The organism is Burkholderia sp. BCC0044 (assembly GCF_902832955.1).
Taxonomy (GTDB): domain Bacteria; phylum Pseudomonadota; class Gammaproteobacteria; order Burkholderiales; family Burkholderiaceae; genus Burkholderia.
Genome location: NZ_CADFDO010000004.1, coordinates 388,460 through 401,870, shown reverse-complemented (window position 1 = coordinate 401,870; position 13,411 = coordinate 388,460). Strand labels below are relative to the sequence as shown.

The window sequence follows — 13,411 nt, the reverse complement described above, 5'->3', positions numbered from 1 at the left end:
TCGTTGCGTCCTCGTTGCGTCCTCGTTACGGATCCGCCGCGCTATGCGCACGACGCGAACAGCATGCCCAGCGTGCCGGCCGCGATCGCCACGCCGTACGGCAGCGTGCCGACCGAGGCGATCTCGACGGGGCCGTCGTCGGCCTCGGCGCGCGCCGCCTGCGAGCGCCGCACGATCAGCGTGCGCACGTTCGCCCACATCTGGCGCATCCGCCCGCGCAGCAGCGCGTAGGCGATGGCGCCGATCCCGCCGGCCAGGAACGTGGCCAGCACGATGTAAAACGTCATTTCCGCACCGACCCATGCGCCGATCGCGAGCATCAGCTTCACGTCGCCCGCCGCCATCCCGCGCAGCAGGTAGAACGGCAGCAGCAGGCCGAAGCCGGTCGCCGCTCCCGCGAGCCATCCGAGCACGCCTGCCGGCGCGCCGTGCAACAGGCACTGCGCCACCAGCGCGCCGGCCAGGCCGAGCAACACGAGACGGTTCGGAATGCGACGGGTCGCGATGTCCGTGCTGGCCGCGGCGACCGCGAGCAGCGTCACGCACAACGGAACCGGATAAGGCGGCGCAACGGGAAGCATGGCGAACCTCGCGTATCGAATCGGTGGGTCAGGAAACCATGGACAACGCGGTGGTCACGGCGGCGGTCACGGCCGCGGCGATCGTGTCGTACGCATCGCCGAGCGAGCCCTTCAGCGTGACGACGCTGCCCAGTACCGCGATGGCGAACATCGACCCGAGCAATGCATATTCGATCGACGTCACACCTCGTTCGTCGGCGATCCAGCGACGTGCGACACGCGCGATGGCTTGCATGATGGTCTCCGGTTTCCGGTTGATCGAATGGCCGGGGACGGCTCGTACGCTGCACCAGCCGAGCCGTCCGCGGCACGGTGCATCAGATGCCTGCGACCGCCGAATCGAGGTCGGCCGCGATCGTGCTGAACACGGTCTTGAGGTCCTTGCCGATGGTCGACAGCGCGGCGATGATGCCGATGGCGATCAGGGCGGCGATCAGGCCGTATTCGATGGCGGTCACGCCGTCTTCGTCGCGAACGAAACGGCCGGCTTGTTGAATGAACTTGGACATGATGATCTCCTTGCGTGATGACTTTCAAAACCCTCGCGCACCGGCTGGTCGGATGACCGTGCATCGATACGTCGAGGAATGTCGTTGATGCCGTGTGGCGCCGACGAACGATTCGAACGATTCGGACAAACCGTTCGTCGTACCGTCCTTCAGATGCCTGCTACCGCCGAGTCCAGATCCGCGGCGATCGTGCTGAACACGGTCTTCAGATCCGTACCGACCGTCGCCAGCGCGGCGACGATGCCGATCGCGATCAGCGCGGCGATCAGACCGTATTCGATGGCCGTCACACCGCGCTGATCCTGGACGAACCACGCGATCTTTTCGATGATTCTTGACATGAGCACTCTCCTTTCGGACTGCTATGAAATACCCTTCGTCGGTCAGGACGTCGGGGGTGGGCACCACCGGCACTACTCTGGAAATCGGCAGCCGACGCTCAGTCGCGAAAACAGGGCGGCACACCCCTGTCCGTGCGAACGGGTATCGGCGAGACGGAGCATGAGAGACGCGTGTACGGTGCGACCGGCCGGATGAACCGGGCAGGTCGATCGACCGGAACGGCACGACGGCCGTTCGACGCATGGAATCCAGTTGAACGGGAGATGAATTCCCGGCAAAGCTGCAATGTGTCTTTAACGCGGCTTGCGATCCGCGATGTGCTGTGGTCATTCATTTTTATTCCCCATGTACTGCCATGCCGATTTCTTATCGCCCGGAAGCTATCGGGTCTCGTTGGTCGTTCGACGACGGTTTCCGCGGTTGATCGAGCGGGAGCTGCGTGTTCCCCGACGCGCTCCGGACCGTCTTTTCCGCAGGTGATTCGCGAGCCGGTTCCTCTGCTGTTTGCCTGAACCGTTCGGTCGTCACGTCGTCGACTGCCGTGCCAACGCTTACGCAAAGAGCGGACCATCCTGGCAGGAATCGAGGCGCAGCAAGGGTTCCGGCGATCCGCACGCACCACCGCGAAACGCCCCGCTGCCGAAATGTTTCAACTTTGATATATGCGGTTCGCGCGATGGCTGCCCGCACGAAGAGCCTGTCGCCGCGCTGCACAAAGGGCCAAAAAAATTTTCTCGGGATTTTCCCGAACGCGGCGAGCCGCGCGTGCGTCGCGCGTTCGGCGGCATGCACAGCCGACAAAAATCGCGGAATGTTTCAGGCCAGAAACACGAATTCCGGCGAAGGCGTTTTCTCATACCAGAAATGGCGGTTTTCACCCGAATCGCTGAATACATTCAATGCCGTCCGGCCGTGCGCGGTTTGCATCGCGCGATTTTTTCTTCAACAATGAATTCACCGGACAACGCCATTTCAGAGCGATCGATCCGCAGGCACGACAACATCAAACGGCTGCGACAGACCACGCGGCCATACGACAGACGGGGCATCATGTACACAGCCAATCGTGGAACGCGCGATCGCGCAATACGCTGTGCTCAGTGGCTGACGGCCGACCGGATCATTCCGTACAGCTGCATCATGCTGATGCTCTTCGCTGCGCTGCTGATCGTCTGGGGTATCGTGACCGACGGCTTCACGTCGAACGCCACCGCCCGCCCCGGCACCGACTTCTCGGTCTTCTGGACCGCATCGCATCTCGTGTTGCAAGGCCATGCCGCATCGGCCTACGACACGTCGTCATTCCTGCAGGCCGAGTTCGCGCACTTCGGTGCGTTTCTGCACAACCGGCCGCTGCCCTGGCTCTATCCGCCGACGATGCTGCTGTTCATCGCGCCGGTTGCCCTCGTGCCTTTCCTGCCCGCTTACTTCCTCTTTTTCGCGGGCAGTCTTTTATGCTACGCGTTCGCCGTCTCGCGCTTGTCGGGGCTGCGCGCGCATCTTCCCGTGCCGCGCGCCGCGGCGCTCGTCGTCGTCGCGTATTCGGCGGTGTGCATGGCCGCGCTGTTCGGCCAGAACAGCATCCTGACCGCCGGCCTCGCCGCGCTCGCGCTGCATCTGCTCGGCAAGCGTCCGGTCCTGGCGGGCGTGCTGATCGGGCTGCTCGCGATCAAGCCGCAACTCGCGATCGTGTTTCCGTTCGTGCTGGTCGCGACGCGCGCATGGCGCACCTTCGCGGCGGCGGCGCTCAGCGCGACGCTGTTCGCGGCGGCCGGCGTCGCACTCGCCGGCCCCGCCGCGCTGCACGGGTTGAGTCATGCGATGTCGACGGTACGCGAGCAGCATTTCATGCTCGCGTCGTACTGGCTCGCGTCGCCGACGCCGTTCGCCGCGTTGCGGCTCGCGGGCGCGCCGGTGGCGGCCGCGCTGGCCGTCCAGGCGGCGGTCGCACTCGTCGCGCTCGCCGCGGCCGTCGACGTATGGCGCCGCACGCGCGACATGCGGCTGCGCGGCGCGGTGCTGGCGGTCGCCACGCTGCTCACCACGCCGTACCTGTGGAACTACGAACTGACGTGGCTCGGCATCGCGGTCTTCTGCCTGATCGCGCACGGCCTCGACGAAGGCTGGCTGCCCGGCGACCAGGGCATCCTCGTGCTGGCGTGGCTGCTGCCGATCTTCGAAATGCTGAACCGGCTGATGAAGCTGCCGCAGATCGGGCCGGTCGTGCTGCTCGCGGTGCTGTTCGTCGTCGTGCGCCGCACGGCGCTCGCGTCCTGGAGCGCACGGTGAAAGCGCCGTCGTTCGCCCGCCACGCGCATCCGGCCGCCGACCTGCATCCGGAACTCCCGATCGCCGGCCCGCGCCGCCATCCGCACTGGCTCAATCGCGATCGCGTGCGCCTCTATGCGGCCGCCGTGCTGCTGACGGAGCTGCTGTTCATCGTCATTTACCTGATCCGCCTGCACCTGTCGCACGACGGCGCGCTGGAGCCGCTGTCGCAGGATTTCTCGCCGGTCTGGAGCGCCGCGTGGCTCGCCGCGCACGGACACGGCGCCGATGCGTGGCATTACTCGACGCTGTTCACGGTCCAGAAGCTCGCAATCCCGACGATGAATCTCGCGGACGGCACGCTGCCGTGGCTCTATCCGCCGACGATGCTGCTGCTCGTGCTGCCGCTCGGCTGGTTGCCGTACACGCTGGCGATCGTGCTGTGGCTCGGCATCACGATCGCGCTGTTCGCTACGGCAATTCATGCGACCGTGCAGCGCGATGCCGCGTGGCTGTGCGCACTGGCGTTCCCCGGCGCGTTCCTTACGGTGATCGTCGGACAGACGAGCCTCTTCACCGCGGCGCTCGCCGCCCTCGGCCTGCTCGCGCTGAACCGTCGCCCCGTCTGGGCCGGGATCTGCTTCGGGTTGCTGACGATGAAGCCGCAGCTCGCGGTGCTGTTCCCGCTCGCGCTGCTGTGCGCGGGCCAATGGCGCGCGCTGGCCGCGTGGGCCGCGACGATCGTCGTCAGCGCGCTACTCGCGACGCTCGCGTTCGGCGTCGGCCCGTGGATCGCGTTCACGCACATGATCGCCCACGTCTACGCGATCGTCGGCACCGGCCACGCGAAGCTCGCGCGCATGCCGACCGTGTTCGCGCTCGCGACGATGGCCGGCTGGCCCGCGTTCGTCGCGCGCGGCCTGCAGCTGCTGTCGGCGGCGGGCGCGGCGATCGCCGTCGTCTACGCGTGGCGCGGCGCGTGTTCGTACGCGCTGCGCGCCGCGACCCTCGCGTGCGCATGCCTGCTCGTCAGCCCCTATCTGTACGACTACGACCTGACCTGGTACGGCATCGTGATCGCATGGTACGCACGCTATGCGTGGACGCACGGCTGGCGGCACTTCGACCGCGAATGGCTGATGCTGCTGTGGCCGATGCCGCTCGCGGGCCTCGCGATCGTGCCGCACCTGTCGTTCCAGTTCATGCCGCTCGTGACGCTTGCATCGCTCGCGCTGCTCGTCGGCCGGGTCGCCCAGGAAAGACGCGACGTGCCGTCGATGCCCGATGCGCGCGACACCTCGACCGAGACCGAATTCGCGCACCCGGTCCGACCGCACCACCGCCCGGCGCACGGCATGCGCCGCACCGGCCGCCCGACGCTCGGCGCCGGCCGGTAAGACGACATCACAAGGGGAATCATCATGCGGGAATCCATCTACACGCCGCTCGTCTCGCTGGTCGTGCCGTTCTACAACGAAGGCGAAGCCGTCGAGCGCTTCTTCGACGTCGTGATTCCGTTGATGACCTCGATCGACGCGATCCGCTTCGAGATCGTCTGCGTGAACGACGGCAGCCGCGACGACACGCTGGAACGCCTGGTCCGGATCGGTGCCGCCGAGCGCCGCGTGCGCGTCATCGATCTCACCCGCAATTTCGGCAAGGAGGCCGCGCTGACGGCCGGCCTCGACGAAGCCGCCGGCGACGCGGTGATCCCGCTCGACGCCGACCTGCAGGACCCGCCGAGCCTGATCCCGGTGCTGATCGAACACTGGCGCGACGGCGCGGAGGTGGTCGCGGCGAAGCGCAGCAACCGCGCGTGCGATTCGTTCACGAAGCGCACCGCCGCCGCGATCTACTATCGCGTGCACAACCTGCTGTCGGACGTGAAGCTGCCGGAGAACGTCGGCGATTTCCGGCTGATGGACCGCAAGGTCGTGAACGCGCTGCGCAATCTGCCCGAGCGGCACCGCTTCATGAAGGGGCTGTTCGCGTGGGTCGGCTACAAGACCGTGATCGTCGAGTACCAGCGCGATCCGCGCAGCGCCGGACATTCGAAATTCTCCGGCTGGAAGCTGTGGAATTTCGCGCTGGAAGGCATCACCAGTTTCAGCACCGTGCCGCTGCGCAGTTGGACCTACATCGGCGTCGGCATCGCGGCGCTCGCGTTCCTGTATGGCTCCTTCATCATCCTGCGCACGCTGCTGTTCGGCAATCCGGTGCTCGGCTACGCATCGCTGATCTCGATCACGCTGTTCATCGGCGGCATCGAGCTGATCGGGATCGGCGTCGTCGGCGAATACGTCGGGCGGATCTACGACGAATCGAAGCAGCGGCCCGTCTACCTGATCCGCCGCCGCTACCAGGCGCACGGCAAGGTGATCGAACTGCCGGTCGCGCACGATACACGCCGCCAGCTCGCCCGCCGGCGTGCGCAGCCGGTGCGGGCGCGCATCGGCGCGCGCTGACGCGGGGGCGCGATGATCGGCCTGCTCCAGGCCGAGCGCACGCGGCTCGTGCGCTTCGGCGTGTCCGGGCTCTGCTCGACCGCGATCCACACGCTGGTCGCGACGGCGCTGTTCGTGCTGCTCGATGCAACGCCGGTGACCGCGAACGCGGTCGCGTTCCTCTGCGCGACCGCGTTCTCGTATCTGGCGAATACGTTGTGGAGCTTCTCGTCGACGGTGCGCACCCGCAACGCGACGCGCTTTCTCGCGGTCACGCTCGTCGGGTTCGTCGAAACGATGCTGCTCGCGCGCGCCGCCGAGGCGCTGGGTGCATCGCGCGCGATGGGCGTCGTCGCGATCGCGCTGCTGATCCCGCCGACCACGTTCGTGCTGCACCGGCTCTGGACGTACCGGTGAGCGGCCCGCTTCCCGTTCCCGCCAATAATCGGCCGATCAATTAACAGATTCAATGCCGCTATATTTATGTAACGCATCGATCAGATTGATTCCGATTTCAAAATTAACTCGATAAATCATTTTATCGACCTGTTTACTTTTACAGCTTTCACGATTAACCAAACGGGATAACCTGCATTCGCCGTCGCTTCCGCATGCGTCGATATCGGCGAAAACCCTTACCGCACAAGGCGATGGCGGCCGCACGAAGCAATTCGCGCAACGATAAGTCCCATTACTTTAAACGGGAGCTTCTATGTCACGCGTTACCGATGTGCTCGTCTCGTTCGATACCGAAACCATTCTCAAAAAATATCCGAATCCCAGCAAGAATCCGGCCGCGCCGACGCTGATCGACTGGCATTACGTCTATATGGTGACCAACCAGGACAACGTCATCTCCGGGCAGGCGGGCGGCGAGCTCGACCTGAAGGCGCAGGTCGGCGACCTGATCCGCTGGCGCGAAACGAGCCTGTCGCTGGGCTTCGAAAACCAGGTGGTGTTCTACAAGTTCATCGGCAACGCCGGCAACGACCTGATCTCCACGCCGACGCCGCGCGTCGCCGAAGCGTCGATCCCGGTGCCGAACACGAGCAAACCGGAAGTGCCGACGTGCCAGAAGGTCGCGAACTACTACTGGTCGTCGGAATGCCTGAAGGTCGGCCGCGTGACCTACCACTTCCAGTTCCAGATCATCGATCGCAACTGCCAGAGCCAGGGCTGCTTCTCGTGGGATCCGTTCATCTCGATCCATAACTGATCGCGGCACGCGGGCGGCCGCACGACGGCCGCCCGTGCCGCTCCCTCGTTGCGGAGGACGTGCTCATGTCTGGTGTTCGTTGCGATGTCCTGGCGATCGTCGACGCCGTCACGCTGCTGTCGGCCTACCCCGATGCGAGCCGGGACGCCGACGCGCCGACCGTGATCGACGGCCGGCACATCTACGTGTTGAGCCCCGGCGACGCCGGGCAGGTCGGCCACAACGACAACCGGCTTTTTGCCGGCCTGTCGCCGGGCGACCAGCTTCATCTGCGCGAAACCGCGCTGGCGCTGCGCGCGGAAGTGGCCGTGCTGTTCGTCCGGTTCGCGCTGAAGGACGCCGGCATCGTCGCGCCGATCGAAGCGGAAATCCGCGACGCCGCGACGCCGGTGCCGGACGGCGACGACCTGCTGCATCCGTCGTGCCGGCCGATGAAAGATCACTTTTGGCGCAGCGAGGTGCTGGCCGCGGGCGCCACGACCTGCACGGCCGATTTCGCGGTGCTCGATCGCGACGGCACCGTGTCGGGCTATTTCCGCTGGGAAACGACGATCGAGATCGGCGGCAGCCAGCCGGACACGAAACAGCCCGGTGTCAAACCGTAGCCGGATCGCGACGGTGATTTCACGCTGCCGCGGAATACCGGCTTCGGCGCGATCGGGGCGGAGGACGACACTACGGCGACGACGCTCGCATGAGCCCCGCCCCGTGCCGTATTCAGGTGCGCGGCAGCCCCGGCGGATTGGTCTGCGACCGGTCGATCGCCTCGGCGTCGAGCCGCCAGTGATCGAGCGCCTTCCGGTAGCTGCCGTTCGCGATCAACGCATTGATCGCGAGCGTCAGCGGATCGGCGAGGCCGCTGCCCTTGCGGGTCGTGATCGCGATATCCGCGGTGCGCGGCCAGCCGCCGCTGACGGTGCCGATCAGTTTCGCATCGCCGCGCAGCGACGCCTGGTACGCGAGCATCGAGTTCACGCTGAAGATCGTGTCGACCCGGCCCGACTGCAGCGCGACCCAGCGCTCGGCCGCATCCGCGTAGTACTGGATCTCGACCGGCGCGAGGCCCCGCGCAACATTCTGCCGGTTCCATTCGAGCAGGATCTTTTCCTGGTTCGTGCCCGAATCGGTCACGACGCGCAGCCCCGCGACATCCTTCGGCTCGCGGATCGCGGCAAGCTTGCTGCTGGTCTTCACGTAGAAGCCGAGCTGATCCTTCCGGTAAGTCGAGAAGTCGAACTTCTCCTTGCGCTGCTCGGTGACCGTCACGTTCGAGATCACCGCGTCGACCTTGCCGGACTGCAGTGCGAGCGGCCAGTCGGCCCATGCGAGCGGCACGATCTTCAGCTTGCGGCCGACGCTATCCGCGATCAGTTGCGCGAGATCGGGATCGAAGCCGACCACCGTGCGCGCGTCGGTCGCATAGGTGCTGAGCGGCGGCAGGTTCGGCGCGATGCCGATCGTCAGCGTGTTCGCTTCGGCGAACCGGAAGCCGGCCGGCAACGCCTGCTCGACTGCCGGGTTCACGGTGCCGCGCTGCCGGGCCGGCTGCTCGGGGCTCAGGTCGAACGATGCGGCGTGCGCGGCGACGGCGCTCCCGGCGATCAGCGCGGCGGCCAGCACGCGGGCGACGCGCGCAACGGGAAAAGCGGTTCTTCTCATATCTTGTGGATTCCTATTTTTATTCGAGGATGTGTGAAGCAAGCGCGGGCAGCGGGCCGGCAACGTCCGGCGCCGGTCGCTGCCCCGCCGGGTCGATCACGCAGGCGTCGCTTCGAGTTCGACCGCGGCCGCACGCTGCGGCGCCGGTTGCGCGACCGGCGACGGATGCCTCGCCTGCGCCGACTCGCCCGCATACACCGCCTTCGGGTCGAACACGCGCGCCTGCAGCGGCGTGAACGCGCGGAAGTTCCACAGGCTGCGCGCGACGAACACGCGCTGCACCCAGCGGAACGCGCGGTCGTTCTCGTCGTACTGCGGATCGAAGCGGTCGCGCGAATGCAGCGTGAAGTGGTTGTTGATCAGCACCAGCTTGCCCGGCGACACCTGCACGCCGAACGACACCTCGCGCACCGCGCGATACAGGTTCGCCAGCGCTTCCTGCGCGCGCGTGTTGACCGCCAGCACCATGTCCGGATAGAACGCGACCGTCACGCGCGGCGCATCGAGCGGCCCCGACAGCACGGCGCTCAGGTCGGTGTTGTCGCGCGGCGTGGGCGCCGCGCCGCGCCACCGGTACGGCACGCGGATGATGTAGTGCTCGCCGTAGAGTTGCGCGATATCGTCCGGCGACAGCCGTTGCAGCGCGCGGCGCGCATCGGCGAGCCGCGTGTACGGGCCGCCGCCGGCCTCGCTGCGCACGCCGAGCAGCAGCAGCGCGAACGGCGACGTGTCGCCTTCCGGCATGTGCGCCTGCGCGGCGTTCTCGATATGGAAGTCGAGCTCGACCTCGGAGCCGAGGCCCGTGTACTCGCGCGCGGTCGCCTTGTGCGGCGTCAGGTTGTTCACCAGTTCGCGGCCTTCGTGCGCGATCGAATACGGCTCGCCGGCCAGCGTGCTCAACGCGACCAGCACGTTCTCGCTCAGCACGCCGGCCTTGAACGAGCGGCCGGTTTCCTCGAAGCGCGGGCTGCCCTTCACGTCGTCGTCGATCGGCAGGTGGTCGATCTCGATCGAGCCGTGCGCGTCCGCGGTCGGCGCCTTGGCCCGATCGAATGCGTCGACGATCCGGTCGGGAAACGCGTTGTAGGCCAGCTTGCGAACCGCGCTGATATAGCCTGCGCCGCCGGCCGGGTCGTAATCCAGCGCGCCGAGCGTCTTGCGGATATGAGCGGATTCCGCTGCCGTCAAAGCAATGCGTGCATCTGCGAGATAGGTCATAGGTCTCTCGTATAAAGATCTGGTTCGAAGAACGGCGTGGCACACCGCCGCGCTCCGCCGTCCTCGGGGCGAAGCGCTCGACAAGACTAGGAGACCGTCATTGCATTGCGAAATGATATTAACTCGATTGCAAACAAAAATTATCGATATAAGTTCAGCAATGCGGGCGGAACCGGTTCACCTCGTTTGCGCGCTTCCTTAACACGAATACTTGTTAAAAAATCGCTGCTTATTATTTGTATTCGCTAACGGGTCGATGCTAGTTTTCTGTCGGATTCGACGATGCGGCCGGCTCACGACGAGCAGCCGGCTCCGTTCATCCGCCATACGGAAACCCGCCAGATGACTCGATACCGCCTGTTGTGCCCTATGTCCCTTACGCCCCGGGAGCCGCGATGAGCGACCGTGCCCCAGCGCTCGACCACGTCGACCGCGCGCCGACCGCCACCGCGGCTTCGCCCCGCACGTCGCTGCGCGCGATCTTCCCGACCGTCGCGGCCGCGAGCCTCGGCTTCGCGATCGTCCAGCTCGACGTGACCGTCGTGAACGTCGCGATTCCGAGCCTCGGCCAGGCGTTCGGATCGAGCGTCCACGGGCTGCAGTGGATCGTCGATGCGTACACGCTGTCGTTCGCCGCGCTGCTGCTGACCTCCGGCACGCTGGCCGACCGCTTCGGCAGCCGCCGGCTGTTCGCGTACGGCCTTGCGCTGTTCCTGCTCGCGTCGCTCGGCTGTGCGCTCGCACCGTCGCTGGCCGCGCTGGTCGCCGCGCGGGTCGCGCAAGGCGTCGGCGCCGCGATGATCCTGCCGACGTCGCTCGCGCTCATCACGCATGCGTGCGCCAACGATGCCGCCGCGCGCGTGAAAGCCGTCGCGTGGTGGAGCGCGACGGGCGGCGCGATCAGCGCGGCCGGGCCGACGCTCGGCGGCGTACTGATCGATTCGCTCGGCTGGCGCGCGATCTTCTTCATCAACCTGCCGATCTGCGCGCTCGGGCTGTGGCTCACGCTGCGCCACGTGCGGGATTCGGCCGCCGCGCGCACGCGGCTGTTCGATCCGGCCGGCCAGATCGTCGCGGTGCTCGTGCTCGGGCTGCTGACAGGCGGCATCATCCGGGCCGGTGCGCATGGATTGGGCGACCCGTATGCGGCCGGCGCGCTGATCGCGTCGGTCGTGCTCGGCGCGTCGTTCGTTGCGATCGAGCGACGCGTGGCCGCGCCGATGCTGCAGCTCGCGTTCTTCCGGATCGCGCGCGTGCCGGGCGTGCTCGCGATCGGCGCGATCACGAATGCGGCGTTCTACGGGCTGATCTTCTCGCTCAGCCTCTATTTCCAGAACGCGCGCGGCTTCACGGCGACCGAATCGGGGCTCGCGCTCGCACCGCTCACGATCATCATGCTCGCCAATATCGCGAGCGCACGGCTCGCGGTCCGCTACGGCTTTCGCGCGACCGTCATCGTCGGCCTCGCTGTATCGCTCGCCGGCTACCTGTGGCTGTGGCAGACGCTCGGCGCACACACGCCGTACGCGCTGCTGGCGCCGGGGCTCGCGGCGATGGCGATCGGCGGCGGTATCGCGATTCCCGCGCTGACGTCGACGATGCTCGGCAGCGTCGAGGCCAGCCGCTCGGCCACCGCGTCCGCGATCCTCAATACCGCGCGCCAGGTGGGCGCCGCGATCGGCGTCGCGGCGCTCGGCGCGCTGGTCGCCGGCCAGGGCGCGGCGATCGTGGCCGGCGCGTCGCACGCGTTCGCCGTCGCGGCCGCGCTCGTCGCGGTCTGTGTCGTGCTGGCCGTGCGCTGGCCCGGCGACGCACCGGCTACCGGCACGCGGGCCTGAGCACGCCATCGCCCGACATCCTTCAACCGATTCCCCATCCGAGCGAGGAACCCATGCAGCATCGCTTCATCGATACCGTCCTGATCGTCGACGGCGCGTCGACCGCCGCGTACCTGGCCCCCGCGTTTCGTGCATACGGCATCCGTTGCGTGCATGTGATCAGCGACCCCGATCTGCCGGAAATCTACCGGAACCAGTTCGTGCCGTCCGACTACATCCGGCAGGTCCAGCATCGCGGCGACATCGACGCGACGCTCGCGCAACTGAGCGACCTGCGGATCGGCGCGGTGCTGCACGGCCTCGACGCGGCGCTCGAGCTGGCCGACACGCTGGCCGAGCGGCTCGACGTGCCGTCACGCAACCCGCTCGCGACCTCCGCCGCGCGACGCGACAAATTTGCGATGAACGAACGCATTCGTCAGGCCGGGCTGCGCGCGCCCGCGCATTTCCACAGCACGTCGGTCGATGAAGCGCTCGATTGGGCGCGCGCGCACGGCACGCTGCCGCTCGTCGTGAAGCCGGCGCGCAGCGCGGGCGTGGCCGGCGTGAAGATCTGCCGGACGCTCGCGCAGGTCGAGGCGGCAGCCCGCGACGTGCTCGCCACCCGTTCGCTGTACAACCAGCCGAACGACGACATCGTGATCCAGAGCTATTCCGAGGGGCAGGAATACATCGTCGATTCGGTGTCGTTCGAGGGCCGCCATCGCGTGGTCAGCCTGTGGGAAGTGCATCGCGACCGCACGCACGCGCCGCGGCTCGACAAGATGCTGGTGCTGAATCACGCCGACCCACGCTACGCGCCGCTGCTCGACTACGCGGCCGACGTGCTCGACGCGCTCGACGTGCGCTTCGGGCCGACCCACCTGGAGCTGTTCGATACGGCCGACGGCCCGACGATCGTCGAGCTGAACGCGCGGCTGCACGGCAGCCTCGACCCGCGGCTGACGAGCGCGGTCAGCGGCGAGAATCACGTGTCGGCCGCCGTCGAAGCCGTGCTGCATCCGGAGCGACTGTTCGGCGACGTGGCCGCGCCGACGGATTTTCGCGGGTACTGCGGGCACGTACTGCTGCTGTCGTCGCGCAACGGCGTGCTGCGGCAGGATTTCACGTGGCAGGCGATCCAGGCGCTGCCGTCGTTCGTCGGGCTCAAGCAGTGGATCAAGGTCGGCGACACGCTGCGCGTGACCACCGACCTGCAGACGGCGCTCGGCACGGTCGGCCTGTACAGCCCGACCTTCGAGCGGCTGCTCGAGGATTGCGCGCGGATTCGCGAAATCGAGGCCGATTTCTTCGCGGATGAACGCGCGGTGGTGCCGGCCTAGGGTTGCGGCGTGCT

General features: G+C 66.9%; 15 protein-coding genes. 9 read left to right on the top strand and 6 right to left on the bottom strand.

Translation table 11 applies throughout. The annotated features are described in order from the left end of the window. Positions 1 to 41: 41 nt before the first annotated feature. The 4 genes from HWX14_RS24590 to HWX14_RS24575 all read right to left on the bottom strand — a co-directional run bounded on the left by HWX14_RS24590 (position 42) and on the right by HWX14_RS24575 (position 1,431). Positions 42 to 581, bottom strand: coding sequence for a prepilin peptidase (locus HWX14_RS24590; RefSeq protein WP_175884959.1), 540 nt, complete (start codon positions 579 to 581; stop codon positions 42 to 44). A 28-nt stretch (positions 582 to 609) separates the two neighbouring features. Further along, a complete protein-coding gene (locus HWX14_RS24585; RefSeq protein ID WP_175884958.1) occupies positions 610 to 816 on the bottom strand; it encodes a Flp family type IVb pilin in 207 nt (68 codons plus the stop codon). Positions 817 to 898: 82 nt separating this feature from the next. After that, complete coding sequence (locus HWX14_RS24580) at positions 899 to 1,090, bottom strand: Flp family type IVb pilin (RefSeq protein ID WP_175884957.1); 192 nt, start codon at positions 1,088 to 1,090, stop codon at positions 899 to 901. Between the two features lie 149 nt (positions 1,091 to 1,239). Next, the gene (locus tag HWX14_RS24575) at positions 1,240 to 1,431 is read right to left on the bottom strand and encodes a Flp family type IVb pilin (protein ID WP_175884956.1); all 192 of its coding nucleotides are present in this window, start codon (positions 1,429 to 1,431) and stop codon (positions 1,240 to 1,242) included. Between the two features lie 677 nt (positions 1,432 to 2,108). Between HWX14_RS24575 and HWX14_RS24570 the strand changes: the two genes are divergently transcribed. The 7 genes from HWX14_RS24570 to HWX14_RS24540 all read left to right on the top strand — a co-directional run bounded on the left by HWX14_RS24570 (position 2,109) and on the right by HWX14_RS24540 (position 7,965). Continuing rightward, the gene (locus HWX14_RS24570) at positions 2,109 to 2,384 is read left to right on the top strand and encodes a hypothetical protein (RefSeq protein WP_175884955.1); all 276 of its coding nucleotides are present in this window, start codon (positions 2,109 to 2,111) and stop codon (positions 2,382 to 2,384) included. A gap of 98 nt (positions 2,385 to 2,482) precedes the next feature. Continuing rightward, the gene (locus HWX14_RS24565; RefSeq protein WP_175884954.1) at positions 2,483 to 3,721 is read left to right on the top strand and encodes a glycosyltransferase family 87 protein; all 1,239 of its coding nucleotides are present in this window, start codon (positions 2,483 to 2,485) and stop codon (positions 3,719 to 3,721) included. Beyond that, positions 3,718 to 5,097, top strand: a complete 1,380-nt coding sequence (locus HWX14_RS24560; RefSeq protein WP_175884953.1) for a glycosyltransferase family 87 protein — start codon at positions 3,718 to 3,720, stop codon at positions 5,095 to 5,097. Before HWX14_RS24565 ends, HWX14_RS24560 begins: the two co-directional genes overlap by 4 nt. A 24-nt stretch (positions 5,098 to 5,121) precedes the next feature. After that, on the top strand, positions 5,122 to 6,165 hold the full coding sequence (locus HWX14_RS24555; RefSeq protein ID WP_175884952.1) for a glycosyltransferase family 2 protein: 1,044 nt from the start codon (positions 5,122 to 5,124) through the stop codon (positions 6,163 to 6,165). A 12-nt stretch (positions 6,166 to 6,177) separates the two neighbouring features. Beyond that, positions 6,178 to 6,561, top strand: a complete 384-nt coding sequence (locus tag HWX14_RS24550; protein ID WP_175884951.1) for a GtrA family protein — start codon at positions 6,178 to 6,180, stop codon at positions 6,559 to 6,561. 295 nt (positions 6,562 to 6,856) lie between these two features. Then, positions 6,857 to 7,360: an inclusion body family protein gene (locus tag HWX14_RS24545; RefSeq protein WP_175884950.1), complete on the top strand. Its 504-nt coding sequence runs from the start codon at positions 6,857 to 6,859 to the stop codon at positions 7,358 to 7,360. Positions 7,361 to 7,425: 65 nt separating this feature from the next. Further along, the gene (locus tag HWX14_RS24540; RefSeq protein WP_175884949.1) at positions 7,426 to 7,965 is read left to right on the top strand and encodes an AidA/PixA family protein; all 540 of its coding nucleotides are present in this window, start codon (positions 7,426 to 7,428) and stop codon (positions 7,963 to 7,965) included. A gap of 112 nt (positions 7,966 to 8,077) precedes the next feature. Here the strand turns inward: HWX14_RS24540 and HWX14_RS24535 are convergent, their stop codons facing one another. After that, on the bottom strand, positions 8,078 to 9,019 hold the full coding sequence (locus tag HWX14_RS24535; RefSeq protein ID WP_175884948.1) for an ABC transporter substrate-binding protein: 942 nt from the start codon (positions 9,017 to 9,019) through the stop codon (positions 8,078 to 8,080). A 96-nt stretch (positions 9,020 to 9,115) separates the two neighbouring features. Continuing rightward, positions 9,116 to 10,237, bottom strand: coding sequence for a TauD/TfdA family dioxygenase (locus HWX14_RS24530; protein WP_175884947.1), 1,122 nt, complete (start codon positions 10,235 to 10,237; stop codon positions 9,116 to 9,118). Between the two features lie 395 nt (positions 10,238 to 10,632). Between HWX14_RS24530 and HWX14_RS24525 the strand changes: the two genes are divergently transcribed. Together HWX14_RS24525 and HWX14_RS24520 are read left to right on the top strand one after the other, a co-directional pair. Next, positions 10,633 to 12,075, top strand: coding sequence for an MFS transporter (locus HWX14_RS24525; RefSeq protein ID WP_175884946.1), 1,443 nt, complete (start codon positions 10,633 to 10,635; stop codon positions 12,073 to 12,075). Between the two features lie 53 nt (positions 12,076 to 12,128). Further along, positions 12,129 to 13,397 (top strand): ATP-grasp domain-containing protein, encoded by a 1,269-nt coding sequence (locus tag HWX14_RS24520; RefSeq protein ID WP_175884945.1) that lies wholly within the window; start codon positions 12,129 to 12,131, stop codon positions 13,395 to 13,397. Positions 13,398 to 13,411 lie beyond the last annotated feature (14 nt).

Coding starts and splice junctions, on each gene's coding strand:
- HWX14_RS24570 (WP_175884955.1), top strand. CDS start 2,109: ATGGCTGCCCGCACGAAGAGCCTGTCGCCGCGCTGCACAAAGGGCCAA.
- HWX14_RS24525 (WP_175884946.1), top strand. CDS start 10,633: ATGAGCGACCGTGCCCCAGCGCTCGACCACGTCGACCGCGCGCCGACC.
- HWX14_RS24540 (WP_175884949.1), top strand. CDS start 7,426: ATGTCTGGTGTTCGTTGCGATGTCCTGGCGATCGTCGACGCCGTCACG.
- HWX14_RS24585 (WP_175884958.1), bottom strand. CDS start 816: ATGCAAGCCATCGCGCGTGTCGCACGTCGCTGGATCGCCGACGAACGA.
- HWX14_RS24520 (WP_175884945.1), top strand. CDS start 12,129: ATGCAGCATCGCTTCATCGATACCGTCCTGATCGTCGACGGCGCGTCG.
- HWX14_RS24530 (WP_175884947.1), bottom strand. CDS start 10,237: ATGACCTATCTCGCAGATGCACGCATTGCTTTGACGGCAGCGGAATCC.
- HWX14_RS24590 (WP_175884959.1), bottom strand. CDS start 581: ATGCTTCCCGTTGCGCCGCCTTATCCGGTTCCGTTGTGCGTGACGCTG.
- HWX14_RS24550 (WP_175884951.1), top strand. CDS start 6,178: ATGATCGGCCTGCTCCAGGCCGAGCGCACGCGGCTCGTGCGCTTCGGC.
- HWX14_RS24580 (WP_175884957.1), bottom strand. CDS start 1,090: ATGTCCAAGTTCATTCAACAAGCCGGCCGTTTCGTTCGCGACGAAGAC.
- HWX14_RS24545 (WP_175884950.1), top strand. CDS start 6,857: ATGTCACGCGTTACCGATGTGCTCGTCTCGTTCGATACCGAAACCATT.
- HWX14_RS24575 (WP_175884956.1), bottom strand. CDS start 1,431: ATGTCAAGAATCATCGAAAAGATCGCGTGGTTCGTCCAGGATCAGCGC.
- HWX14_RS24555 (WP_175884952.1), top strand. CDS start 5,122: ATGCGGGAATCCATCTACACGCCGCTCGTCTCGCTGGTCGTGCCGTTC.
- HWX14_RS24535 (WP_175884948.1), bottom strand. CDS start 9,019: ATGAGAAGAACCGCTTTTCCCGTTGCGCGCGTCGCCCGCGTGCTGGCC.
- HWX14_RS24565 (WP_175884954.1), top strand. CDS start 2,483: ATGTACACAGCCAATCGTGGAACGCGCGATCGCGCAATACGCTGTGCT.